The sequence below is a fragment of the Bacillus sp. MMSF_3328 genome (assembly GCF_030733525.1).
In the GTDB taxonomy this organism is placed as follows: Bacteria; Bacillota; Bacilli; order Bacillales; family Cytobacillaceae; genus Bacillus_AB; species Bacillus_AB infantis.
This window is the reverse complement of record NZ_JASHIV010000023.1, coordinates 35,216-59,704: the sequence shown is the minus strand read 5'-3', so window position 1 is coordinate 59,704 and position 24,489 is coordinate 35,216. Positions and strand designations below refer to the sequence as shown.

The 24,489-nt window shown below is 47.4% G+C and carries 21 protein-coding genes and 1 other annotated feature; of the genes, 17 read left to right on the top strand and 4 right to left on the bottom strand.

Annotated elements, in window-relative coordinates:
- The first annotated feature begins 271 nt into the window (after window positions 1-271).
- The 6 genes from RBB45_RS22990 to RBB45_RS22965 all read left to right on the top strand — a co-directional run bounded on the left by RBB45_RS22990 (window position 272) and on the right by RBB45_RS22965 (window position 7,778).
- Window positions 272-1,636, top strand: a complete 1,365-nt coding sequence (locus RBB45_RS22990) for a sigma-54 interaction domain-containing protein (protein WP_306010398.1) — start codon at window positions 272-274, stop codon at window positions 1,634-1,636.
- A gap of 320 nt (window positions 1,637-1,956) precedes the next feature.
- Window positions 1,957-3,276 (top strand): GntP family permease, encoded by a 1,320-nt coding sequence (locus RBB45_RS22985; RefSeq protein WP_022544298.1) that lies wholly within the window; start codon window positions 1,957-1,959, stop codon window positions 3,274-3,276.
- Between the two features lie 63 nt (window positions 3,277-3,339).
- Complete coding sequence (locus RBB45_RS22980) at window positions 3,340-4,116, top strand: 3-hydroxybutyrate dehydrogenase (RefSeq protein ID WP_253618206.1); 777 nt, start codon at window positions 3,340-3,342, stop codon at window positions 4,114-4,116.
- 177 nt (window positions 4,117-4,293) lie between these two features.
- Window positions 4,294-4,512 (top strand) — a binding site (T-box leader).
- A 99-nt stretch (window positions 4,513-4,611) separates the two neighbouring features.
- Window positions 4,612-7,029, top strand: a complete 2,418-nt coding sequence (leuS, locus tag RBB45_RS22975; RefSeq protein ID WP_306010397.1) for a leucine--tRNA ligase — start codon at window positions 4,612-4,614, stop codon at window positions 7,027-7,029.
- A gap of 163 nt (window positions 7,030-7,192) precedes the next feature.
- The gene (locus RBB45_RS22970) at window positions 7,193-7,498 is read left to right on the top strand and encodes a rhodanese-like domain-containing protein (RefSeq protein ID WP_009795252.1); all 306 of its coding nucleotides are present in this window, start codon (window positions 7,193-7,195) and stop codon (window positions 7,496-7,498) included.
- 97 nt (window positions 7,499-7,595) lie between these two features.
- Window positions 7,596-7,778: a sporulation protein Cse60 gene (locus RBB45_RS22965; RefSeq protein ID WP_009795251.1), complete on the top strand. Its 183-nt coding sequence runs from the start codon at window positions 7,596-7,598 to the stop codon at window positions 7,776-7,778.
- Between the two features lie 17 nt (window positions 7,779-7,795).
- Here the strand turns inward: RBB45_RS22965 and RBB45_RS22960 are convergent, their stop codons facing one another.
- Window positions 7,796-9,055: a BaiN/RdsA family NAD(P)/FAD-dependent oxidoreductase gene (locus tag RBB45_RS22960; protein WP_306010396.1), complete on the bottom strand. Its 1,260-nt coding sequence runs from the start codon at window positions 9,053-9,055 to the stop codon at window positions 7,796-7,798.
- Window positions 9,056-9,340: 285 nt separating this feature from the next.
- Between RBB45_RS22960 and RBB45_RS22955 the strand changes: the two genes are divergently transcribed.
- The gene (locus tag RBB45_RS22955) at window positions 9,341-10,957 is read left to right on the top strand and encodes a putative polysaccharide biosynthesis protein (RefSeq protein WP_009795249.1); all 1,617 of its coding nucleotides are present in this window, start codon (window positions 9,341-9,343) and stop codon (window positions 10,955-10,957) included.
- Between the two features lie 65 nt (window positions 10,958-11,022).
- On the opposite strand, the gene RBB45_RS22950 is transcribed toward RBB45_RS22955, so the two are convergent.
- Window positions 11,023-11,268 (bottom strand): hypothetical protein, encoded by a 246-nt coding sequence (locus RBB45_RS22950; protein ID WP_022544295.1) that lies wholly within the window; start codon window positions 11,266-11,268, stop codon window positions 11,023-11,025.
- Between the two features lie 99 nt (window positions 11,269-11,367).
- Between RBB45_RS22950 and RBB45_RS22945 the strand changes: the two genes are divergently transcribed.
- A complete protein-coding gene (locus RBB45_RS22945) occupies window positions 11,368-12,087 on the top strand; it encodes a pseudouridine synthase (protein ID WP_306010395.1) in 720 nt (239 codons plus the stop codon).
- A gap of 65 nt (window positions 12,088-12,152) precedes the next feature.
- On the opposite strand, the gene RBB45_RS22940 is transcribed toward RBB45_RS22945, so the two are convergent.
- Window positions 12,153-12,374 (bottom strand): DeoR family transcriptional regulator, encoded by a 222-nt coding sequence (locus RBB45_RS22940; protein ID WP_009795247.1) that lies wholly within the window; start codon window positions 12,372-12,374, stop codon window positions 12,153-12,155.
- 433 nt (window positions 12,375-12,807) lie between these two features.
- On the opposite strand from RBB45_RS22940, the gene RBB45_RS22935 reads away from it, so the two are divergent.
- The 6 genes from RBB45_RS22935 (at window position 12,808) to dat (ending at window position 19,348) form a co-directional block, all read left to right on the top strand.
- Window positions 12,808-14,103, top strand: a complete 1,296-nt coding sequence (locus RBB45_RS22935) for a M48 family metallopeptidase (RefSeq protein ID WP_306010394.1) — start codon at window positions 12,808-12,810, stop codon at window positions 14,101-14,103.
- 134 nt (window positions 14,104-14,237) lie between these two features.
- Window positions 14,238-14,966: an MOSC domain-containing protein gene (locus RBB45_RS22930; RefSeq protein WP_022544293.1), complete on the top strand. Its 729-nt coding sequence runs from the start codon at window positions 14,238-14,240 to the stop codon at window positions 14,964-14,966.
- Between the two features lie 51 nt (window positions 14,967-15,017).
- Window positions 15,018-15,731, top strand: coding sequence for an ABC transporter ATP-binding protein (locus tag RBB45_RS22925; RefSeq protein WP_009795244.1), 714 nt, complete (start codon window positions 15,018-15,020; stop codon window positions 15,729-15,731).
- On the top strand, window positions 15,724-16,911 hold the full coding sequence (locus tag RBB45_RS22920; protein ID WP_224952400.1) for an ABC transporter permease: 1,188 nt from the start codon (window positions 15,724-15,726) through the stop codon (window positions 16,909-16,911). The genes RBB45_RS22925 and RBB45_RS22920 overlap by 8 nt, the downstream gene beginning before the upstream one ends.
- A 104-nt stretch (window positions 16,912-17,015) precedes the next feature.
- Window positions 17,016-18,434 carry a dipeptidase PepV gene (pepV, locus tag RBB45_RS22915; RefSeq protein WP_224952399.1) on the top strand — a complete coding sequence of 473 codons (1,419 nt, stop codon included), beginning with the start codon at window positions 17,016-17,018 and terminating at the stop codon, window positions 18,432-18,434.
- 38 nt (window positions 18,435-18,472) lie between these two features.
- On the top strand, window positions 18,473-19,348 hold the full coding sequence (gene dat, locus RBB45_RS22910) for a D-amino-acid transaminase (protein ID WP_101550551.1): 876 nt from the start codon (window positions 18,473-18,475) through the stop codon (window positions 19,346-19,348).
- A 79-nt stretch (window positions 19,349-19,427) separates the two neighbouring features.
- On the opposite strand, the gene cysK is transcribed toward dat, so the two are convergent.
- A complete protein-coding gene (gene cysK / locus RBB45_RS22905; protein ID WP_009795240.1) occupies window positions 19,428-20,360 on the bottom strand; it encodes a cysteine synthase A in 933 nt (310 codons plus the stop codon).
- A 229-nt stretch (window positions 20,361-20,589) separates the two neighbouring features.
- Here cysK and thpR point away from each other — a divergent pair, with 229 nt between their 5' ends.
- From thpR to pulA, 3 genes are all read left to right on the top strand, one after another.
- A complete protein-coding gene (gene thpR, locus RBB45_RS22900; RefSeq protein WP_224952398.1) occupies window positions 20,590-21,147 on the top strand; it encodes an RNA 2',3'-cyclic phosphodiesterase in 558 nt (185 codons plus the stop codon).
- A gap of 29 nt (window positions 21,148-21,176) precedes the next feature.
- The gene (locus RBB45_RS22895; RefSeq protein ID WP_306010393.1) at window positions 21,177-22,130 is read left to right on the top strand and encodes an NERD domain-containing protein; all 954 of its coding nucleotides are present in this window, start codon (window positions 21,177-21,179) and stop codon (window positions 22,128-22,130) included.
- Window positions 22,131-22,327: 197 nt separating this feature from the next.
- Window positions 22,328-24,469 carry a type I pullulanase gene (gene pulA / locus RBB45_RS22890; RefSeq protein ID WP_224952396.1) on the top strand — a complete coding sequence of 714 codons (2,142 nt, stop codon included), beginning with the start codon at window positions 22,328-22,330 and terminating at the stop codon, window positions 24,467-24,469.
- Window positions 24,470-24,489 lie beyond the last annotated feature (20 nt).

The following is a 24,489-nucleotide window of genomic DNA, read 5'->3' as shown; positions in this document are numbered from 1 at the left end:
TTAAAAGTGCCCAAAAACAAAACCAAAACGATGGTGGAGTGGGAATCTTGACAGTTTCGTTCATATCAGGAGGCTCAGCGTCGCCCCGCGGAAAGCGAAGTGCCTGGAACGGAGATGAACAGACTGCATGACTGCGCCAACCCTTCTTTTAGAGAAGGGTATACAAAAGGAAATGCCAAACCAGCTTGTCCCAATTTTTTATCCTCCCTCCTTTATTATCAGAAAAATGTGATAAAATTCAAAGTAAGATTAGAGTTAAAGGGAGAAGCAGATGAATAAAACATTAATGGAGCTTCCATACGAGATCCTGGAAACGATTGTTGAAAATGCTTTCGGCTGGCTGGTAGTGATCGATAAGGAAGGCAAAATCATCTATATCAACCGCAATTATTGCGAGTTTATCGGCTGTGAACGCGATAAAGTAATCGGCCGGCATGTGACCGGAGTGATCGAAAATACAAGAATGCATATCGTTGCCTCGACCGGGAAAGAAGAAGTGGCAGATCTGCAGTATATAAAAGGGAATTATATGATTGCCAACAGGATGCCGATCATGTCAGGAGGAGAAATCATCGGCGCATTCGGAACCGTCTTTTTCCGCGATACACAGGAATGGATGAAGATGAACAGCCATGTCAAAAGCCTGCTGAATAAAATCCAGCATTATATCCAGCATATCGACAGCGGAGTGAAATACAGCCTCGAGGATATTTTGGGGAAATCAAAGCAGATTGCCAGCCTGAAGGAAAAAGTCAAAATGATCGCTTCCAGCGATATATCCATTCTGATCAGGGGTGAAAGCGGGACAGGAAAAGAGCTTTTTGCCCACAGCATTCATCAGCTCAGCGCCAGGAGCCATCAGCCTTTTGTCAAAATTAATTGCGGTGCGATACCGGAGCATCTCCTTGAATCCGAGCTTTTTGGATATGAGGAAGGAGCTTTTACCGGGGCGAAAAAGGGCGGGAAAAAAGGGAAGTTCCAGCTGGCGCATGGTGGGACTTTATTTTTGGACGAAATCGGCGATATGCCGCTCAATATGCAGGTAAAGCTTCTTCGCGTCCTTCAGGAAGGTGAAGTCGAGGCAGTGGGCTCTGTTAAGCCTATCTCAGTCGATGTCCGGATCATCGCCGCGACAAACAGGCCTCTGGAGAAAATGATGGAAGAAAAACGGTTCCGGGAGGATCTGTTTTACAGAATAAATGTAGTTCCGTTTTTCATTCCGCCCATTAGAGAGCGAATGGAAGACCTTGATGAGCTGGTCGACTATTTTACAGGCAAAATTACTAAAAAGTCAGGAAAGAGAATAACGGGCATTGATGAAGAGGTACGCCAGATTTTTCAGGCCTACAGCTGGCCGGGAAACATAAGGGAAATAGAAAATGTGATGGAAGCATCCATTTACCTGACCAGTGATGAACGAATCCGGAAAGGGTCTCTTCCAGAATATTTGCGGGAAAGGGCCATTCTCCCGATTGGGACGAGCAAACTGAAGGAAATCCTTGAAGAGACAGAGAAGAGAGTCCTGGCGCAGAGCCTGGAAAAGTATAAAGATAATAAGCTGAAAGCTGCTAAGGTTTTGGGCATCAGCAAGTCGACTTTTTATGAAAAGGTGAAAAAATACGGGCTGGAAATCTAGCAGTCCGGAAAATCGGAAAATATTCCGGTCTTCCGGACTTTTGTTTTTTTTGAAAAGAAGATAAAGATTTCTCTTGCTTGTTTATTGAAGGCGATTATCTAGTAATCCAGAACCTCCGCAAATTTTATAGGCAAAAACTTTTTTTCCGGAAATCCGGAAAAAAATTCGCAGAATAGCCTCCTTTACCTGCTGCTGCTTATTCGGACACTTGGCACATATCTTGCATTGGAATATGGGCAGACAAAATCTTAAGAAGGGAGGGTGTTATCCTTTTAAATGTAAACGGTTTCAAATAAGGAGATAAATAAGGGGGAAAACGAATGCTTAGTATGATTGGATTGGTAGGTGGGCTTGCCCTCCTGATATTCCTGACGATGAGGGGCATGAACCTGCTTGTTGTCGGGCCGCTTTCAGCTCTGTTTGTTGCCGTGTTGAGCGGGATGCCATTATTTCCGCAGCTGGCGGGCGAGGGGGAGGCCAACCTGGTAGGAAATTATATGTCGGGCTTTTCAGGGTTTGTAACATCCTGGTATCTGATGTTCCTGCTTGGCGCCATTTTTGGAAAAGTCATGGAAGACAGCGGTGCAGCCGACAGTGTCGCTGAATTGATTGTTGGAAAGCTGGGAATGAAATACGCTGTCCTTGCAATAGTAGCTTCTTGTGCAGTTTTGACTTATGGTGGCGTGAGTTTGTTCGTTGTAGCTTTCTCCGTTTATCCGATGGCATTGAGCCTTTTTAAGCAGGCCAATCTTCCGCGCCGCTTCATTCCGGCCGCCCTTGCATTTGGGTCGGTCACCTTCACTATGACTTCTGCGGGATCTCCTGAAATCCAGAACTGGATCCCGATCGAACACTTGGGGACATCCCCGTATGCAGGCTGGGAGGTCAGCCTTATTGTCGCAGTCTTTATGATGATCTTCGGCTACTGGTGGCTGAAAAGGATCATTACAAAAGCCGTCAGCAAGGGTGAATCCTTTATTTCCAGGGAAACAGATCCGGTGGCCGAGAAAAAAGAACTTCCGCATCCTGTAATGGGAGTCCTGCCTTTGGCAGTCGTGCTGGTCATTGCCTTTATTTTTCATGACTCACTCGCACAATCCGCACTTATCATTGCTTTATTGGGAGGAGTCATCGCTACTTATCTGCTGAACAGGAAGTACTTCAGGAATTTCTGGAATGCTGTTTCCGAGGGGACGCTTGGAGCGCTTATTGCCATCGGCAATACCGCCGCGGTCGTAGGATTCGGCGGGGTGGCCAAGGCAGTGCCTGCGTTCCAGACTGCGGTCGACTTTATGACAGATATCCCCGGAAGCCCTTTGATCGGAGGAGCAATCGCGGTCAGTGTTATCGCCGGGATGACTGGCTCCGCATCCGGAGGCCAGGTAATCGCCCTGCCGCTGATTGCGCCGCACTATATGGATATGGGAGTCAACCCAGAAGCACTGCACCGTGTAGCGGCCATTTCATCAGGTGCTCTGGATTCCCTGCCGCATAACGGCTATGTGGTTACCACAGTCAGATCCATCTGCGGAGAGACCCACCAGGATGCGTATGGAGCTGTCGGCATTGTGACCGTCATCGTACCTCTGCTCGGCCTGGCATTGGCGATCCTCTTATTCTCGCTTGGACTGGGCATATAACATTTTTCGGAAAGGAAGAGATTTATCCAATCCCTTCCTTTCCTTTATGGAAGGAGAAAAGAAATGGTGCAAGGAAGAACAGTTCTTATCACCGGGGCTGCCCAGGGGATAGGGTATGAGATAGGAAAAAACTTTGCCAGGCAAGGAGCCAATCTTGTCCTGACAGATATTCAGGAAGAACAGGTTGAAAAAGCTGCAGAGCAGCTGAGGGCAGAAGGGTTCAGGGCAGTGGGCCTGAGATGCGATGTGACACTTGAAGAAGAAATCAAAAAGTCCATCCATTCTGCGGTTGAAGAATTTGGGGGATTAGATGTACTAATCAATAATGCGGGACTTCAGCATGTATCCATGATTGAAGATTTTCCGACAGAAACATTTGAGTTTATGCTTAAGGTCATGCTGACGGCTCCTTTCACTGCCATCAAACATAGTCTGCCGATTATGAAAAAACAGGGCTTTGGAAGGATCATCAATATGGCCTCGATCAATGGCCTGGTCGGGTTTGCAGGGAAGGCTGCCTACAACAGCGCCAAGCATGGGGTCATCGGGCTGACAAAAGTAGCTGCCCTTGAAGCTGCGCCCTATGGAATCACCGTGAACAGCATCTGCCCGGGCTATGTGGATACCCCGCTTGTCCGAAATCAGCTGAAGGACCTGGCAGTTACAAGAAAAGTCCCGCTGGAAAAGGTACTCGAAGAAGTACTTTATCCTCTGGTTCCCCAGAAAAGGCTTTTATCAGTAGAAGAAGTTGCCGCCTATGCCCTTTTCCTGGCAGGAAAAGATGCGAGAGGCATAACGGGGCAGGCCGTTGTTATTGACGGGGGATACACAGTGCAATGAAAAGATGCAGACAGCCGGGAAGGCTGCTGCGTCTTTTATTTGCCATCACAAAGAATAGTGAAGCTGTTTGCACGAGAGCACAGCCTTTGCATACATTGAAAAGTATAACTTTTCTAATTGAAGAGCATACTTGCATACAAAGGAGAATTTTAATACAATAGCTTTATATATTTTAAAGTAAAAACTATGATGAGGAATAGTAATGATGTAGTTCCGCTCATTAGAGAGCTGGCGGGAGGTGCAAGCCAGCCGGGACTGTCATGAACTCGCCTTGGAGTTGCAGGTGTGAACCACAGTAATGCCTGCCGTTTTCCGCGTTAAGGATGAATGAAGAGAGCGGCAATGCCGCTAATGTGGGTGGTACCGCGGGAGAATACATATCCTCTCGTCCCTGTTTTGGGATGAGGGGTTTTTTTATGGTCTTTTTCGCTGTAAAGCAGACCGGCAAAACCTTTCCCCAAAAGAAAAATTCATATTATGCAGGAGGAAAGCACAATGAGCTTCAATCACAGGGAGATTGAAAAGAAATGGCAAAAGTCTTGGGAAGCCAATAAAACATTTAAAATGGGCGAGGAAAAGGGAAAAAGCAATTTTTATGCGCTTGATATGTTCCCGTATCCTTCAGGCGCCGGACTTCATGTCGGGCATCCGGAAGGATATACAGCGACAGATATTCTGTCCCGTGTAAAAAGGATGCAGGGCTATAATGTACTCCATCCAATGGGCTGGGATGCTTTCGGGCTTCCGGCAGAACAATATGCCCTGGACACAGGCAATGATCCGGCAGAATTCACGAAGAAAAATATCGATACATTCCGCCGCCAGATCAAATCGCTTGGATTTTCATATGACTGGGACCGGGAACTCAGCACGACGGACCCGGAATATTATAAGTGGACACAATGGATTTTCACTAAGCTGTATGAAAAAGGGCTTGCCTATATTGACGAAGTGGCTGTCAACTGGTGCCCGGCACTTGGAACAGTCCTGGCTAATGAGGAAGTAATCGACGGCAAGAGTGAGCGCGGAGGGCACCCGGTAGAGCGCCGCCCGATGAAGCAGTGGATGCTGAAAATCACGGCTTACGGCGACAGGCTGCTTGAGGATCTGGAAGAGCTTGACTGGCCCGAAAGCCTGAAGGACATGCAAAGGAACTGGATCGGCCGTTCTGAAGGCGCAGAAGTGACCTTCAGCATTGAGAACCATGAAGGGACATTCACCGTCTTTACAACCCGTCCTGATACACTCTTTGGGGCGACTTATGCGGTGCTTGCACCAGAGCATTCACTTGTTGAAAGCATTACGGCTGAAGACCGGGTTGAGGCGGTCGAAGCATATTTAGAAAAAGTGAAGAGCAAAAGCGATCTGGAACGTACGGATCTGGCAAAAGAAAAAACAGGGGTCTTTACCGGCGCTTACGCCATCAACCCTGTAAACGGCGATAAAATGCCGATCTGGATTGCCGACTATGTGCTTGCAAGCTATGGAACCGGCGCCATCATGGCCGTTCCTGCGCATGATGAGCGCGACTATGAGTTTGCAAAAGAGTTCAGCCTGCCGATCAAGGAAGTTGTGGCAGGCGGAGATATCGAAAAAGAAGCGTATACAGGCGACGGGGAGCATGTGAACTCCGGATTCCTTGACGGCCTTCAGAAGGAAGAGGCCATTTCCAAAGCGATTGAGTGGCTTGAAGAAAAGGGGATCGGGACGAAGAAAGTAACTTACCGCCTCCGCGACTGGCTGTTCAGCCGCCAGCGCTATTGGGGAGAGCCGATTCCGATCATCCATTGGGAAGACGGCACAATGACTGCTGTACCGGAATCAGAGCTGCCACTGATGCTTCCGAAAACAACAGAAATCAGACCATCCGGAACAGGAGAATCACCGCTCGCCAATATTGATGAGTGGGTCAATGTGACAGATCCTGAAACAGGCAAAAAAGGGCGCCGCGAGACCAATACAATGCCGCAATGGGCGGGAAGCTGCTGGTATTATCTGCGCTATATCGATCCTAAAAACGAAAATGCGATCGCTGATGCCGACCTGCTGAAAGAATGGCTTCCGGTTGATATTTATATCGGCGGTGCCGAGCATGCGGTTCTGCACTTGCTGTATGCACGCTTCTGGCATAAGTTCCTGTATGATATCGGTGTGGTTTCTACCAAGGAGCCGTTCCAGAAGCTGTTCAACCAGGGGATGATCCTTGGAGAGAACAATGAAAAAATGAGCAAATCAAAAGGCAATGTAGTGAATCCGGATGAAATCGTCGAGTCACATGGGGCCGACACACTGCGCCTGTATGAAATGTTCATGGGGCCGCTCGAAGCCTCTGTTGCCTGGTCAACAAACGGTTTGGACGGAGCCCGCCGCTTCCTTGACCGTGTTTGGAGGCTGCTGATTGACACTGATGGAAACCTGCACAGCAGAATAAAGGATGCAGAGCCGGAATCAAGCCTTGAAAAAGCCTACCATCAGACAGTTAAAAAGGTAACAGAAGACTATGAGGGGCTGCGGTTCAATACAGCCATTTCACAGCTGATGGTATTCATCAATGAAGCTTATAAAGCAGAGACACTGCCGGTAAGCTATATTGAAGGTTTTGTTAAAATGCTGTCGCCGATTGCCCCTCATATCGCAGAAGAGCTTTGGGAGAAGCTTGGCCACAGCGGCACTATCTCTTATGAAGCTTGGCCTGCTTATGATGAAGCCAAGTTGGTCGATGATGAAGTTGAAATCGTCATCCAGGTCAACGGCAAGGTTAAAGCGAAGCTAATGGTGCCTGCTGATGCGGGACGTGAAGCCTTGGAGCAGATTGCGATGGATGATGATAAAATCCAGGAGCAGATTGATGGCAAAACAATCCGCAAGGTCATTGCCGTCCCAGGAAAGCTTGTTAATATTGTAGCCAACTAAAGCAAGGAATCCCCTGTTTCAGCGAGAAACGGGGGATTTTTTAAGGCAGGGAAGATGATTGCGATAGAAACTGTCATCAATGGAACCAGTTTTTTGCCTTATTTTACTTCCTTTGTTTATACTAATCATATTGGGTAGACGAATTAATGAGAGGGTGTCATAGATGGAAAATATTGAAATTATCACAACAGAAGAGCTGGAACAGTTGCTGAAGGAAGGCAAGAAGCTCGAGCTTGTAGACGTAAGGGAAGACGAAGAAGTGGAGCAGGGCATGATTCCCGGCGCCAAGCATATCAGGATGGGAGATATTCCTGCCAATATGGACTATTTTGATGATGAGAAAGAATATATTTTTATCTGCCGCTCCGGCCGCCGCAGTGAGAACGTCTGCTATTACATGCAGGACCAGGGCTATAAAGTCCGCAATATGGCTGGCGGAATGCTCGAATGGAAAGGCGAAACGAAGTAAAGAAGAAAGCTGCCTGTCGCAGGCAGCTTTTTATCATGGTTATAGTTTCTGAATATTTCGTCCATACTCTTAAAAAAGCAATTGAGGAGGGACAAAGTTGATTAAAGTGAAGCTCTTTGACCATGAGCATGAAAAAGATCTTGAAAAGGATATGAACCATTTCCTGGAACGGATTGATGAAAACAGGCTGATCGATATTAAATATAATGTTGCAGCCATCCAGGAAGAGGAAGAAGAACAAATTTACTGCTTTTCCGCCATGGTTGTTTACCGGTCCTGAACAGATGGGCCGTTTTTTTAATAGGACGCAGCTTCTGCTGCATTGGAACCGGCAAGCCTGCCTGTCACCAGCGCTGAGGTGATGTTATAGCCGCCGGTATAACCGTGGATATCCAGGATTTCACCGCAAAAGTAGAGGCCGGGCATCAGCTTGGAGGCCATTGTCTGCGGTTCGATTTCTTTTGTGGATACACCGCCGCCAGTGACGAATGCTTTTTCAATCGGAAGGGTGCCATCGGCTTTAAATTGAAATGCCTTGCAGCTTTTTACAAACAGGCGGATCTTTTCATGCGAAATGGTCCCGCCCTGAGCAGATGGATCGATTTCATTCCAATCGAGCAGGAACAGCAGGTAGCGTTCCGGCAAAAGTCCTTTCAGGATGTTTTTAATGCTCTTTTTTGGATCAGCCTTTATCATGGAGGACACTTCCTGGAATAACGGCTCTTCCTTCCGGTCCGGAACAGCATCAAGGCTTAATACGACTTGTTTAAGATCCCACTTCTTCATCGCTTTCACCACATACTGCGAACATCTCAGGACGGCAGGGCCGCTTACGCCGAAATGGGTGAAGAGCATGTCCATCTTATGGGTGATAAGGGGCTTGCCTTTAGGATTCAGGACACTTAGAGCTGCATCCCTGAGAGCGAGCCCCTGCAGAACTTTATTTTTTATAAATGGCTCAGAAGAAGTGACAGGCACCTCTGTTGGGAACAGATCGGTGATCGTGTGTCCGGCTTTTTCCGCCCATGCGTAGCCATCCCCTGTAGAACCGGTATGCGGGACTGACTTGCCTCCCACCGCAATAACCAGCGACCTGGCATCATACTTTGCTCCATTTTTCAGAAATACTGTATGCCCATTCTCCCCATAAGAAATATCCTCCACCGGTGAATTGGTTTTCACCTCGACACGGAGCTCCTTCATTTTTGAAAGGAGCGCATCAACGACCGACTGGGCCTTGTCTGTGACAGGGAACATCCTGCCATGGTCTTCCTCTTTCAGCTGGATGCCCATATCCTCGAAGAAGCTGATGATATCTTCGTTGCTGAAAATAGAAAATGCGCTGTATAAGAACCTGCCGTTGCCGGGAATATGCTTTATGATCTCATCGATGGGCAGGCGGTTCGTAACATTGCAGCGGCCTCCGCCTGAAATGGCGAGCTTTCTGCCAAGTTTGTTTCCCTTGTCGATAAGAAGGACTTTCATTCTCTTTTCTGCCGCCGCAATCGAAGCCATCAGGCCTGATGGACCGCCTCCAATTACAATTACATCGTACATTTTTTCACCAACTTTATTTACTTTTTGCTTTTTTAACATTAGTACAAACGGAAGGGAAAGGCAAATTTATTCAGGGGGAACACGTCTAATCTGGCGGGGCCTGCCCGATCTGCGTATTTTTCTGGTGGGACGCCCGGCAATCTAGTAGCTTTGGGGGCGAAAGAAGGGTAAACTACTAATAGTGTGTTTACATTTCGACAGAAACTGATAAAATTGGCGGTCTTGCGGCATGATGCCGGCCGCATGGATGAATGAAGCAAGATTTTCTTTTTAGGAAGGGATTATATGTCATCTAAGCTTTTAAGAGGTACCTTTATTTTAACCCTCGGAACCATTATTTCAAAGGTTCTGGGCCTGTTTTATGTGATACCGTTCTACCGGATTGTAGGGGACCATGGAAGTGCTTTATACCAGTACTCCTATGTTCCGTATACGATTTTTATCAGCATTGCTACAGCGGGGATCCCCCTTGCTGTTTCCAAGTTTATCGCCAAGTATAATGCCCTTGAAGAGTATGCTGTCGGCAGAAAGCTTTTTAAGTCCGGCCTTGTCGTCATGCTCTGCAGCGGGATTTTCTCATTTTTAATTCTTTATTTTTCGGCCCCGGTCCTTGCAGAATTATTCATTCCTGACTCTGATCTGGACTCCAGTGTCAGTGATGTTATTACTGTCATCAGGGCAGTAAGCTTTGCTTTGATTGTTGTCCCGTTCATGAGTTTAATCAGAGGATTCTTCCAGGGCCATCAATCGATGGGACCGTCTGCCGTGTCACAGGTTGTTGAACAGATTGTCCGCATTGTCTTTTTGCTTGCCGGTGCCTATATTGTCCTGAACTGGATGGGCGGAAGCCTGGTCAAAGCTGTCAGCGTGGCAACTTTTGCTGCATTCATAGGAGCAATTGGCAGCCTTGCGGTACTGTTCTGGTACTGGTATAAACGGAAATCCCATTTGGATGACCTCCTCCTTCAAGACAAAGGGACGATGGATATTTCCCTGAAGGATATGTATAAAGAAATTCTCATATATGCTGCACCATTTATCTTTGTCGGCCTTGCCAACCCCTTGTTTCAAATCATTGACCAGCTCACATTCAACAGGGCGATGGCAGAAATTGGCCTTGCCGGGCAGGCTGAGTCATCACTGGCGGTGCTGAACTTTCAGGCGCATAAGCTGGTGATCATCCCAGTGTCGCTGGCAACGGCCTTTTCACTGACGCTTGTCCCTGCCATAACGAAGGCGTTCACAGATAATGACCGTATGAGCCTGAACAAGCAGCTGAACCAGACATTCCAGGTGCTCCTTTTTCTTACATTGCCTGCCGCAGCGGGGCTTTCACTGCTGGCTGAGCCGGTTTTCACTGTCTTTTACGAGCATAAGGAATTGGGTACAGAGGTTTTGAGAACGTATGCCCCGGTGGCGATGCTGTTTTCCTTGTTCTCCGTTACAGCGGCGATCCTGCAGGGCATCAATGAACAGAGATTCACGATTCTGAGCCTGCTTGTCGGTCTGCTCGTCAAGCTGAGCCTGAATATTCCGCTCATCAAGCTGATGGAAACACAGGGAGCAGTATTGGCTACAACCCTTGGATACACTGCAGCCATACTGATCAATTTATATGTCATCAGGACCTATGCAGAATATCCATTCCGCCTGGTCGTCAGAAGGAGCCTGCTGATCATCCTGTTCACGGCATTCATGTTTGCAGGAACTGCAGTATCCTATAAACTGCTGACATTATTCCTGTCTCCGGCTTCTACCATCCAGTCGCTGATCATCATTTTCATTTGTGCAGGCATTGGAGCAGCCATCTATTTTTACTTGGCCTTCAGAACAAGGCTTGTTTATTTCCTATTTGGACAAAGAGTGGAGAAAATCAAACAGAAGCTCCGCCTCCGCTTTTAATAAAGCCAAACGAAAGGCCGCCGCAGCACGAAGCGGGGCCTTTCATTTTTTTCCGTGAAGGGGTGCTAGAGCTCCGGATTATAGTAGATTGGGGCGGATCCGCCGAGCCCGAGCCTGCGCTCAATGCGGTTCAGCCTCCTGTTGAACCGGCTGCATTGTTTGTTAAGCTGCTCGACGGTGCGTTCAAGCTCGATGACGCGCTGCAGAATCTGGGCATCTCCCTGGGATAAAAAAGAAGGAGATGTACGGAAGACAGGGTGCAGGGGATAAGGGCAGACGGGAAAATAGTGAATAAGAAGCGCTCCTTTCATTTTGTAAAAAGTTCTACTATACTCAGGTAAATAACCAGATAGTGCAGTCTATGATAAAAGCAGTGGTCCCGGGACTGAAATTTTTAAGGAGGAAGAAGGATGAGAATTGATAAAGTGCTGGCCAATCTTGGATACGGCAGCAGGAAAGAGGTAAAAAAGCTGCTTAAGGACGGTTCGGTGACCGTCAATGATGAAAAGATCAAAGATGCCAAGCAGCATGTCGATCCTGAAAAAGATCTGATCCGTATAAACGGAGAAACCGTCGAATACAGGGAATTTATTTATTTGATGATGAACAAGCCGCCGGGCGTCATTTCAGCAACAGAAGATAACAGAGATGAAACGGTCATTGATCTCCTTGAGGCAGAGGATCTGATCTTTGAACCTTTTCCGGTCGGAAGGCTTGATAAGGATACGGAGGGTCTGCTTTTGATTACGAATGATGGCCAGCTGGCCCACCGCCTGCTCTCCCCAAAGAAGCATGTGCCGAAAACGTATTTTGCAGTCATAGACCAGGAAGTGACGGAAGAAGATGTCACTGCCTTCCGCAAAGGAGTCATCCTGGATGACGGCTATGCGACAAAGCCGGGAGAGCTCAATATCCTGAAGTCCGGAGAACGGTCTGATATCAAATTGACGATCACAGAGGGAAAGTTTCACCAAGTCAAAAGAATGTTTGAAGCTGTAGGGAAGAAAGTAGTATATCTGCAGAGGCTTTCGATGGGGCCGCTGCGGCTTGATGAGACGCTCGAGCTTGGTGAGTACAGGGAGCTGACAGAGGAAGAGCTGCAGTCTCTGATGGAATATGAAGTGAAGTAACAAAAAAATCGCCTGATAAGGGCGATTTTTTTGTTTATGGATCCCCCGAGCCCGGGAGACTGTATTTACGATGATAATTTAACTTTTCTTTGCGTCGTCGTCCATTTTCCTCTGCTCGGACTGATGACTAAATCATTATAGGCCAGGACATTCAAATCTCGTTGTATGGTGCGAGGAGTAATACCAAATTCCTCTACAAGCTCCTGAGTTGTTACAGTTCCGCGCTTACAAATAAACATGTAGACGGCTTTAATGCGGTTTAACATCCGGTTAGTCGAAGGTTTCAAAGAACCACTCCCTATCCTTTTTTCAAACCTTTGGCAAATTCCTGCAACCGACAGCTTCGATGAAGAAACATGTCTTCAAGGTATGTAGTTTTCTTTTCCCCAGACAACTCCTTTTCTAATCATTAAAGAATGTTCTAGATGTCATACTTCTACAATAATTGTACTCTTTCTTGCTTGATAATGCTACTTTAATACTTGAATTTACAAAAGATTAACACATTTTGGTTGGAATTGGCTCCATTTCCATACTGGTGCCTGCCTGATCAGAAACTTGCATGATGCCTGGCTCTCTTTACATCTCTATGCATTTAAGTATCTGCATATGTGTTTACCAGCTTTTTTTTAATGGGCCTATTTACCTGTATTCCCAAATGGGGAAATTCATTATAATCAATGAGTAATTTATGCAGATAACCGAAGGGGATGGAATTATTTGAATCATTCGTTGCGTGAACAGCTCGTACACAGAAAAGAAAGTCTCTATTTTGCTTTTGTCATTTTATTCGGCATCCTTACGTATTTGCTATTATCTATAACTATTATTGGCATTATCATGCTGGCCATTTTGCTGACTGCCACCATCATTCTCCACGGGCTGATGATGGCCGGAATCCGCAGGAACGGTGTAAAGCTTGGGAAAAAGCAATTCCCAGAGCTGTATGGAAAGGCGGTTTCAGTGGCCGGGCAGATGGGGCTTGCGAAAGTCCCGGATATTTATATTGTGGAATCCGAAGGGGTTCTCAATGCTTTTGCAGCCAGGTTTTTCAGAAAAAATATGGTGGTGCTGTATTCTGGTATTTTTGAATTGATTGAGCAGAAAGCGGAGAAGGAGGTATTGTTTGTACTGGCACACGAGTTTGCCCATCTGAAACGAAGGCATGTGATAGTCAGCTTCCTCCTGCTGCCTGCTCTGTGGGTGCCATTTTTGGGAAATGCGTATTTAAGAGCTTGCGAGTATACCTGTGACCGCTATGCTGCCTACTATACTGAGTCTTATGAAGCTTCCAGGAATGCGCTGACAATGCTTGCCATCGGGAAAGAATTATATAAGAAGGTCGACCAGGAAACCTATATGGAACAGATCGAGTCGGAGCAGGGCATTTTCATATGGCTGAATGAGAAGCTTTCCACTCATCCGCATCTTCCGAAAAGGCTGCATGCACTGGCACAGTTTTTTGCCCCGGAAACGGCACTGGTGCTTAAAGAGAAGCGAAGTACTGTCTGGATTGGTTCTATCGCAGCTGTGCTCTTTCTGGCCCTTGCCGGAACAGGGCTATGGTTTGGCTTAAAAGGAATCGAAAATCTTGATATGCTCTCAGATATGCCAATTGATGGACCAGTAGAAGAAGTGGAAGGAATTACGCCTCTGATGGAGGCTGCAGAGACAAGTGACCTCGCCTCTATTGAAAACCAGATTGGGAATGGAGCTGACATTAATGCTGCTGACAGTGAAGGCTCAACTGCCCTGCACTGGGCCGTGTACAGCGGACAGGCCGATGCCGCCCGGCTCCTGGCAGAACACGGAGCTGATCCAAATACAGTGGATGCCTATGACACAACGCCTTTAATGAGCGCGGTTTTTGCAGATGATGCCAGTATGGCTGAATTGCTTCTGGAATATGGGGCAGATCCGTTATATACAGATGCAGAGGGCCTTACAGCCTATGATTACGCTCAGGAATACGGAAACCCTGAAGTATTGGAAGTGCTTAAGCCTTATTATGAATAAGAAATGAACGCTGCTGAAGAGTTCAGCAGCGTTTTTTGGTGCTTACCATGAGTTTATCGAGTAAGCGTTGTCTGCCGTCTGAACAAACACCGTGCTATAATATGGAAAAAAACAGCGGGAAAGGGGAGAGAGATATGAAGGTGGGAACGATTAAAGAAATCATCAGGCACCCTGTCAAATCCTTTGGCGGTGAAAGTGTGGCAGAGACGCGGCTGATGTCTTACGGATTATATGGAGACAGGAGCCATGCTTTCCTGGACACGTCGAGGCCCGGGAAATTTCTGACCATTACCCAGGCTCCCGAGATGGCCACATTTTCAGCGCGTTTTGCAGGAAAGGAACAGGATAACATGTTTCCGGCAGTCATCATCAGAATGCCTGACGGAAGTAGCGCCAAATGGGGCGATCCCCGCGTAGCAGGTTATTTAGAAAGCCTCACAGGCAAAAAAACTGAGCAGATTCAATACTCGCCAAAGAGTATACCTTTAGGTCCAATAGAAGAGGAGCATCTGCAGCTCGTTTCCGCCGCTTCATTGAGAAAGCTCGGTGAAATGCGGGGCAGAGAAGTTGATCACCGGCGCTTCCGGGCCAATATTATCCTTGATATTGAAGGATCTGTTCCCTTTGCAGAAGAAAGCTGGTTTGGGAAAAAGCTGATCATCGGCAGCGGAGGATCCGCTATCATGATTAAGCGTCATTGTGAAAGATGCCAGATCATCACAGTCGATCCGGAGGATGCCGGTAAGGATGCCGCCCTTCTGAAAATGGTTGCCAAAGAAAGGAGCAATCATTTCGGCGTCTATGCTTCAGTGGTGCGTACAGGTCCGATCCGAACAGGTGATGCAATCTATCTTGCAGATTGACCAAGGAAACTTTTTCCTTCTCTTCGCCGTATATATATCGGGGGGAAAACAATGAAACTATTAACAGCGCAAATAAAACAGGCGGGATACAGCAAAGAGGCTCCATATCTGCAGGATATTCAATTTGAAGTCCATTCAGGAGAGCTGATCGGCCTGATCGGGGCGAATGGTGCGGGAAAGAGCACTACGATCAAAACGATCCTTGGCCTGATGGATTATACAGAAGGAGAAACCGTTTTTAAAGAGGGGATCAAATATTCTTATGTTCCCGAGCGGCCCATCTTTTATGACGAGCTTACATTATGGGAGCATCTCGACTTCATCGCTGCAGTAGAAGGGCTCAGCGATCAGGAATACAGGAAGCAGGCGGAAGAGCTGCTGGAGCTGTATAAGCTGGCAGACTATGCACATGATTATCCCCATACATATTCAAAAGGGATGCAGCAGAAGGCCATGCTGGTCCTCTCTCTGATCATCAACCCTTCTGTATATATCATTGATGAGCCTTTCATCGGCCTGGATCCGAATGCAACAAGGCTTTTCCTGGAATCAGTCGAAAAGGAGCGCCAAAAGGGTGCAGGCATTTTGATGTCGACCCATGTTCTGGACACTGCCGAAAAGGTTTGCGACAGGTTTATAATCATTAATAAAGGCAGGGTCGCGGCATCAGGGACCATGGATGAAATCAGGCAGCAATGCGGCCTGCCGGGCGGGTCGCTGTTCGATTGCTTCCACATGTATTCAGAGGAGCATGTAAATGATTAGCAGCAGGCTCCTTTTTAAAAGGCTTTCGGCAGAATGGAAATATCAGTACAGCGTCTTCAGATCAATTGCGGACTGGACCATCATCCTTTATCTGGCGGTTCCTGCAGCAGTCATCTCCTTTTTCATATACAGATCCTGGTGGACAGAAATGCCCGGGTGGATTTTAATGGTGCCGGCAGCTTTCCTGTTCCTTCCAGGCTATATTGCCTCATGGGGCGGCCATTACCGAACCTTTATCCAGGAGGCAGATAAGGTATTTCTAATTAAAAACCGGAAGCTTTATTTCGGTCTTAAAAAAGGAGCTTTTTTCTATTCTCTTCTGGCTGGAGCATGCCAGGCAGCCTTCATAGCCATTCTGCTGCTTCCCTTTTTAATAGGGCACTACGGCTTTACAATGCTATATGCCGTTTCTTATTTCCTGTTTTTCTTTTCCTGCAGAGTATTTATTATGTGGCTGAAGCAAAATCTGAGGAAGATAGAAGGGAAGCTTTTAAGGATACTATTCAGTCTTGCAAGCTTTGTGCTGTTAAGCTGGATGGTCCAGCTGGTTTTTGCCCTGTGGCTCGGGGGAAATCTGCTGGCCTTTAATATGTCGGCTATTCTGCTGCTTGCCCTGGGAAGCTTCCTATACAATAGGAATCTGTCCAAAACACATACCTTTGATACTGAAGCGGCATTTGAGAGGGAGGAACGAGTCAAATATACAGGCTTAATTTTCCAGCTTTCCTATGAGGTAGAGATGCCTTCGCCTTCCGCAGTAAGAAAAAAGCCTTTTTTGTTCAGGCAATCAAAAAGGATCTTTAAAAAAAGGACGGTCTCTGCCGGATTTCTGGAAGTTTTCATTAAAGTATTCCTGCGCAACCCGTCTTATTGGGGAAACTATTTAAAAATCATATCACCTGCAGTGGCAGCGATCGTCATCATTCCGCCTATCTGGTTAAAAACACTTATAGCCATCGGCTTCCTCATCATGATGTTTTCCTGGCTGCAGATGGTTTGGGGAAAAATCACGATCTCCCACCCCCTCACAAAAAAATACGGTGAAAGAGATGCGTATTTTTCGGCAAGGACCAAAGCGGTATGGGCTCTCTTTCTTCTGTCCATCATTCTTGTTATACTGGCGGCAGCGGGAGGACTTTGGCTGACAGGCCAGATGCCTGCTGGCAGCCTTTCTCTTTGATTTAAGGTTTTCCATTGAAATGATTTATAATGGAAGAGCGAAATTGGTTTAATTATTCCGGATGCAGCCGGTCTGCTTTTGGAATGTACATAAGGAGGATTTGTATGAAAAACATTGATTGGCAGAAAGAAATAGAAGAACGTGAGCAGGCTTTCCTGGCTGATACCCAGAAGCTTCTGCAAATCAGGAGCATTCTTGATGAAGAGAATGCGACTGAAGATGCCCCTCTGGGAAAAGAAGTCAAAGAAGCACTTGATTTTATGCTGGAGCTGGGCAGCAAGGACGGATTCTCCGTGAAAAACACCGGCAATCTTGCTGGACATATTGAGTTTGGGAGTGGAGAAGAAATCGTCGGGATTCTTTGCCACGTCGATGTTGTTCCTGAAGGTGACGGATGGACAAGCGATCCTTTTGCTGCAGAAATAAGGGATGGAAAGATTTTTGCACGCGGGGCGCTGGATGATAAAGGGCCTACAATGGCCGCTTATTATGCTATGAAAATAGTCAAGGAGCTTGGGCTGCCGCTGAGCAAAAAAGTGCGGATGATCGTCGGGACGGACGAAGAGAGCAACTGGCGCTGTGTGGACCATTATTTCAAGCACGAGCAGATGCCTGATATCGGCTTCGCCCCAGATGCTGATTTTCCGATCATCTATGCAGAAAAAGGAATTTCCGACTTTGACCTTGTTCAGGAAAGCACAGCAGAAAATCAGGATGGCGATGTCAAGGCAGAAGTTGCTTCATTCCAGTCCGGCCGAAGATACAACATGGTCCCTGACTATGCCAAAGCATCCCTGCTTGTCCATCATGAACAGACAGAGGTGCTGCAGCGTTTTGTAGATTTCCAGAAGCAGCATGACCTGAAAGGCAGCTATCATGTGGATAATGGTGAGTTGATTCTTGAGGTTGAAGGAATTTCTGCACATGGGATGGAGCCTGATAACGGGAAGAATGCAGGCTTATATTTAGCTAAATTCCTGTCAGAGCTTTCAATCGATTCAAAGGCAGCCCAATTTTTCAGCTTTGCTGACCGCTATTTCTTCAAGGATTCCCGCGGCAGGCAGCTGGGCGCGGCCTACTCTGACGATATCACAGGCGACCTGACCATCAATCTTGGAAAGATAAGCTATTCACAGGCAGAAGGCGGACGGCTTGGATTGAATCTCCGCTACCCTGTCACCAATGATATGGCTTTAACCAAGGAAACGGTCATGGCTGCTGCTGGAAAAGAAGGGTTCCGCCTCGAAAACTTTACAGATTCCAAGCCCCATCATGTGGATGAGGATACTTTCCTGATCCAGACGCTGAAAAAAGTGTATGAGGAGCAGACTGGAGATGAGGCCAAGCTCATCTCGATCGGGGGAGGAACGTATGCCCGTTCCCTGAAGGCCGGTGTCGCTTTTGGCCCATTATTCCCTGACAGGGAGGACATTGCCCACCAGAAGGATGAATATATGTTTATTGAGGACCTTGTAAAAGCTGCAGCCATCTATGCACAGGCTATTTATGAGCTGGCAAAATAAAAGAAACAGGCTGAATATTGTATAGGGGAGGAACGAAAGTGGAATATGCAATCCTGAATGGGGAATTGATTGAACGCAAAGATGCCAAGGTTGACATTGAAGACAGAGGCTATCAGTTTGGCGATGGTGTCTATGAAGTAATCCGGGTATATAACGGCAAAATGTTTACAGCTGAGGAACACCTGAACAGGCTGTCTGAAAGCTGTGAAAAGATCGGACTGAACCCTGGTTTTACAAAGGAAGAGCTAAAAACGAAACTGGAACAGCTGATCGGGAAGAACAAAATTGGTTTCGGAACAGTCTACCTTCAGTATTCAAGGGGCATTTCGCCAAGGAATCACGCCTTTCCGGGCAGTGAAGTCCCTGCCGCTTTCGTAGCCTATACCCGTGAAGCTGCGCGGCCGGAGGAGAATATGAAATCGGGGATCAAGGCAATACTGACTGAAGATATCCGCTGGCTCCGCTGCGATATTAAAAGCCTTAACCTGCTTGGCAATTTGCTGGCCAAGCAGAAGGCAGCCCAGTCTGGGTGCTTTGAAGCCATCCAGCATCGGGGCCATACAGTGACCGAGGGCAGCTCATCTAATATCTTCATCGTAAGCGGCGATAAACTGGTGACACATCCGGCTGACCATTTCATTCTTAATGGGATATCACGGCAAAAAGTGCTCGAGATTTCCCGTGAGAATGATATTCCGTTTGAGGAAAAAGCATTCACGATTGATGAGCTCCTTGGTGCAGATGAAATCTTCATTTCCAGCACAACAGCTGAAGTGATGCCGGTCATCGGGATTGACGGCAGTCCTGTGAAGAACGGTAAGCCAGGAGAGCTGACGCAGAAGCTGCAAGGCCTATTCCTCGAAAAAATTGAAAAGGAATGCGGAAGCATTCAAACAGGTGCGTTGAACAGCTGAAAAAAACCGGCCAGGCACTCCAGATCAGGAGGCATGGCCGGTTTTTTCATATAAAGCTGTTTCCGTCATTTATACTATCTTACTCAAAGCGGAACAGGTCGCTGGAAAGGTATCTTTCCCCTGTATCACACACAATGAAGACGACTGCATCTTCGGGTGTGAGCTTTTTGGCGACTTCGATGGCCGCAAAGCAGGCTGCCCCTGAGGAAGGGCCGACAAGGATGCCTTCCTCCCTGGCGAGCCTCCTTGTTGTGTCATAAGCCTCTTCGTCCTTGATCTGGTGGATTTCATCATAAACATCCTGATTAAGGATTTCAGGGATAAAACCGGGGCTGGTGCCTACAAGCTTATGCTTGCCGGGCTTGCCTCCTGAAAGGACTGGAGAGCCCTTCGGTTCAACAACGTGGACCTCAAGACCCGGATATTTCTCTTTCAGCACCTCTCCGGTTCCGGTGATCGTTCCGCCTGTGCCTGCAGTCGCGACGAAAGCAGACAGGGGCTTTCCGATCTGTTCCATCCCATCAATGATTTCAAGTGCGGTTGATTTTCTGTGGGCATCGGGATTTGCTTCATTATCAAACTGCATCGGGACAAAGCTGTCCGGGATTTCCTCTGCAAGCTCCAGCGCTTTTTTGATTGATCCGGGCATCTTTTCATCACCTGGTGTGAGGACCACTTCCGCCCCATACGCTTTCAGCAGATTGATCCGTTCAAGAGTCATTGTGTCAGGCATAACAAGAATGGCCTTATAGCCGCGTGCAGCAGCATTCATCGCAAGGCCGATCCCGGTATTCCCGCTTGTAGGCTCAATGATGGTTGACCCTTTTTTCAGCCTTCCTTCTTCCTCTGCTTTAATGATCATATTAAAAGCTGCCCGATCTTTGACGCTTTTGCTCGGATTGTAAAATTCGAGCTTTGCATAAATGGCTGCCCCATTCTCTGGGGCCAGCCTGTTCAGCTTCACGAGCGGCGTGTCGCCAATCAAGTCAGACAGGTTGTCTACAACCTTCATAAAACTCTTCCTTTCTAAAAATAATAATAAAGCTATTTTGCATTCCTTCAGCAAATCTCATGCAAAAGGAGGGAAAACTAAATGATTTTCATTTAATGCTCTGCTCCATAATCATACCTAAAAGGTGGGAAGGCTATCAAATCTTAAGGATTTTCCGGCAGCTTTTTGTTCCCGGCTGTGCAAATTTTGTTAAAATAAATAGAAATGTCGTGGAAAGGGCGTTTTATTGATGCAAACACATTATTTTTTTGCTGTGCGGCTTCCTGACGATGCCAAAGAAAAGCTGAAGCTGAAATGCGAAGCGGCAGCAGGAATGCTTGAATTTCAAAAATGGGTCCATTATCAGGATTATCATATTACGCTGGCCTTTCTGGGAAATGCAGGGAAGGATCAGCTGCAGCATGCAACCAGGCTTGTCAGGAAGGCACTTGAGGAAGAGGAAGCTTTCAGCCTATCCACCTCAAGGTTTGGCGTCTTCGGAAAGCCGGATCAGCCCAGGATCTTTTGGTCGGACACAGCAGCCCAGCCCAGGCTTGGCGAGGTAAGGAAGAAAGTTTTTGATGCCTGTAAGGAAGCAGGCTTTCAGCTGGAGACCCGGCCATTTAAGCCGCATATCACTCTGGCAAGGAAGTGGGCAGGCAGCAGCCCTTTTGAGCCGGACCTTTTGGAAAATGAATCTGTTTTAACAGAGACAATCTCATTTCCTGCCGCAGAAGTGGTTTTATATCAGACGCATATGGATAGAAGTCCTAAATACGAAGCAATCGAGGTTTATACACTGAAATAAAATACAAGGAAACAAGGAAGGCAGAGGGAATGGGACAGTTAATAAAGCTACAGGATTATATTTCACGCTATGAACAGGATATCTTTTTATATCCTTCCAGATATGTCCGACTGAAGAAGCAGCGGTGGGCACAGCTTTTGGACGCATGGGAAAATAACGATGGTCGGTTTTTCGGCCCTCAACCGGGACAAGCAGCGGATGATTGGAAGCTCGAAGAGAAACAGCCCCTGTCAGAGAGGATTAAGGGAATATTCAGCCTGAAGAGGAAGTCAGAGGACGCTGAGCCAGTTCCGGAAAAGGCAGTGGAAGAGAAGCTCGATTTTGATCCGCAGTTTGCCTCAAGGCCGGATACGGCAGATGAATTGAAGCAGCAATTCCTGGATCAGCTTTTTAGATTTCAAATGAAGTGGGCGAGCTCGACCATCATGGAAAAATCATTTGTTCAGAGATCCTTTTTCTATGACCCCGAGCTCCGCTTCCTCCTTCAGCGTTTTCCGGACACCTATCTGCTTCTTTATAAGCCTGTATTCCGTTTGAAAAAAGCGCCTGTAGAGGCAGAATCGGTCTTTATTACGCCGACTGGGGCCTATTGCCTTTCCTTTATGGAAGAAGATGAGCAGGCTGTTTTCATCGGTTCCAAGGAGCATTTCTGGTTAAAAAGGACAGGGAAGGAAGAAAAGAAAATACTGAATCCGCTCATCGCCCTGGACCGGACAGAAAAAATTGTAAAGAGCATTTTTCAAATGTATGAAATCGATTTCCCGGTACATAAAGTATTAGTAAGCCGGAAAGGCTATTTTGATTATCCGAATGTACCATATGGGGTGGAGCTGATTGAGAAGCGCGGATTCGAGGAGTGGTTTGAAGCTATGAGGAAAAACACGTCCCCCATCAAGCATATCCAGCTTAAAAGCGCGCAGATCCTCCTGCAATATTGCCAGACAACCTGTGTGAAACGCCCGGAATGGGGAGAAGTTGAATAAGGCACATGATCTTAAATACATGTCTGGGCAATTATCAAAAGGTCTTGTAGTAATTCATCCTGATTTTGGGCTCGTTCGTATGAATAGCTGTTAAGACACCCTTTAAAAAATGCCCTGGGCAAGGTTTGGGGCAGCCTGTATTACAGGTAATAAGGAAGTACTCGGAGGAAAGCCGAGAATAGAAGCGGAGTGAGACGATGATCACAGTGGAACGGATGTACCATGCATACCTTGATGAATTGAATATCATTGCCATCCTGCTTCCCCGTTCTTATTACAATGGCAGCTGTTCTGAATTTGCTCTTTCAGGCCAGGAAGGGAAGAAGGAGCTCTTTATTAAAGAACAGCAGGAACTGGAAGAGGAGATTAAATATATTTGCACCTTCGAAGGTGATCTGGATCTCGGAACAACCTGCTGGATCCATGATGAACATGGGGGGAAGACAGACCTTCAGATTGGATCTGTCATCCGGACAGAGGCATTTGATGAAAAATATTATTATAGCGGGAGCCTGGGGTGCTTTTATACAGAAGAACAGACAGTGTTCAAGCTATGGGCCCCTACCGCCACTCAAGCCAGGCTGTCGTTAGAAGAGCCAGGGAAGGGTATCACGGAATATGCAATGGAAAGAGGAGATTACGGTGTCTGGTCCTATTGTGCCGAGGGAGATCTTGAACTTCATGCCTATTCTTACAAGGTATGCATCGATCTTGAGTGGCGGGAGGCTGCAGACCCATATGCTGCCGCGCTTACAGCCAATGGGGAGAAAGCCGTCGTTGCCAGCCCCGGGAAAATAAAGATGCCTGAGCTTGAGCTTCCGGAGCTGGAACATGATACAGATGCGGTTATATACGAAACCCATATCAGGGACTTTACCATCCATCCCGGGAGCGGCGCGGATAAAAAAGGCACATACCGCGGTGCGGCAGAGCTGGGTACAAAGGGGCCGGAGGGCTGTTCGACCGGCCTTTCCTACGTAAAGGAGCTGGGGGCGACCCATATCGAGTTCCTCCCCTTCCACGACTTTGCGGGGGTGGATGAGCTTGGGGGAAAATCGGATTATAACTGGGGCTATAACCCGCTCCACTTCAACGCACCTGATGGCAGCTACTCCGAGGATCCTTCAGACCCGTATTTGCGGATCCGTGAGCTGAAGGACTTGATTTCAGCTGTCCATTCCCAGGGCCTGCGGGTCATAATGGACGCTGTGTACAACCATGTCTATATAAGGGAATCATCCGATTTTGAAAAGCTTGTACCAGGCTATTACTTCCGGCACGATGAGTTCGGGATGCCATCAAATGGAACCGGGGTAGGCAATGACTTTGCCTCTGAGAGGAAGATGGCAGGGAAGTTCATCGTCGATTCCGTGAAGTTCTGGCTGCATGAATATAAAATTGACGGGCTGCGCTTTGATCTGATGGGAATCCTGGATGTCGGGACGATGCAGGAGGTCAGGAAAGCTGCAGATGAAGCCGGCAGGCATATTCTCATCATTGGGGAGGGGTGGGACCTTAACACTCCTCTCCCGCAGGAACAAAAGGCCAATCTGCGCAACCAGGCCAAGCTCAAGAGGATCGGCCAGTTCAATGACTGGTTCAGGGATTCTATTAAGGGAAGCACATTCAATATTTATGATAAAGGATATGCACTGGGAAATGCACATTACCGCGAGGATGCGAAACAGGTTCTTGCCGGAAGCATCGGAATGGGGAAAAAGGCTAAGCCTCTCTTCCGTTCTCCGGGGCAGTCTGTGAACTATGCCGAATCGCATGATAACCATACACTATGGGATAAGCTTGGCGCATGTTTCCCTGAAGAGAGAGAGGAATTCAAGGAGAAGCACCACCGGCTTGCGACGGCAATGGTCATCCTTGCACAGGGAATTCCTTTCCTTCACAGCGGACAGGAGTTCTTCAGGACAAAAAATGGGGACGGCAACAGCTATCGGTCCCCAAATGAGGTCAACTGGCTTGATTGGGAGCGCCGGCTTCACTATCAGGATAATGTGGACTATATAAAAGGGCTGATTAGCATAAGGAAGAACATCAAAGCTTTCCGTTTTCACAGCACAGACCTGATCAGGAGGCATATGCAGTTCATCCAGGCAGAAGAGCCGATGATTGCATTCGAGCTGCAGGATATCAGGGAATTCGGGGGCTATGATTCCATCAGGGTATGTTTCAATCCTTCCCGGGAAGAGCGGAAGTTCCCTGCTGATGGAGAATGGGAAGTTTTGGCGGACGGAGACAGGGCGGGTGCAGAACCGGTAAATACTGTGAATTCGGGCGCTGCAATAATTGCCCCATGCAGCCTGCTGATCCTTGCCAGAAGGTGAAAGAAGCTGCGCTTTTGCCC

Coding starts and splice junctions, on each gene's coding strand:
- RBB45_RS22985 (WP_022544298.1), top strand. CDS start 1,957: ATGCTTAGTATGATTGGATTGGTAGGTGGGCTTGCCCTCCTGATATTC.
- RBB45_RS22925 (WP_009795244.1), top strand. CDS start 15,018: ATGAAACTATTAACAGCGCAAATAAAACAGGCGGGATACAGCAAAGAG.
- pulA (WP_224952396.1), top strand. CDS start 22,328: ATGATCACAGTGGAACGGATGTACCATGCATACCTTGATGAATTGAAT.
- leuS (WP_306010397.1), top strand. CDS start 4,612: ATGAGCTTCAATCACAGGGAGATTGAAAAGAAATGGCAAAAGTCTTGG.
- RBB45_RS22930 (WP_022544293.1), top strand. CDS start 14,238: ATGAAGGTGGGAACGATTAAAGAAATCATCAGGCACCCTGTCAAATCC.
- RBB45_RS22980 (WP_253618206.1), top strand. CDS start 3,340: ATGGTGCAAGGAAGAACAGTTCTTATCACCGGGGCTGCCCAGGGGATA.
- RBB45_RS22950 (WP_022544295.1), bottom strand. CDS start 11,268: ATGAAAGGAGCGCTTCTTATTCACTATTTTCCCGTCTGCCCTTATCCC.
- thpR (WP_224952398.1), top strand. CDS start 20,590: ATGCAAACACATTATTTTTTTGCTGTGCGGCTTCCTGACGATGCCAAA.
- RBB45_RS22945 (WP_306010395.1), top strand. CDS start 11,368: ATGAGAATTGATAAAGTGCTGGCCAATCTTGGATACGGCAGCAGGAAA.
- cysK (WP_009795240.1), bottom strand. CDS start 20,360: ATGAAGGTTGTAGACAACCTGTCTGACTTGATTGGCGACACGCCGCTC.
- RBB45_RS22920 (WP_224952400.1), top strand. CDS start 15,724: ATGATTAGCAGCAGGCTCCTTTTTAAAAGGCTTTCGGCAGAATGGAAA.
- RBB45_RS22895 (WP_306010393.1), top strand. CDS start 21,177: ATGGGACAGTTAATAAAGCTACAGGATTATATTTCACGCTATGAACAG.
- pepV (WP_224952399.1), top strand. CDS start 17,016: ATGAAAAACATTGATTGGCAGAAAGAAATAGAAGAACGTGAGCAGGCT.
- RBB45_RS22960 (WP_306010396.1), bottom strand. CDS start 9,055: ATGTACGATGTAATTGTAATTGGAGGCGGTCCATCAGGCCTGATGGCT.
- RBB45_RS22990 (WP_306010398.1), top strand. CDS start 272: ATGAATAAAACATTAATGGAGCTTCCATACGAGATCCTGGAAACGATT.
- RBB45_RS22955 (WP_009795249.1), top strand. CDS start 9,341: ATGTCATCTAAGCTTTTAAGAGGTACCTTTATTTTAACCCTCGGAACC.
- RBB45_RS22970 (WP_009795252.1), top strand. CDS start 7,193: ATGGAAAATATTGAAATTATCACAACAGAAGAGCTGGAACAGTTGCTG.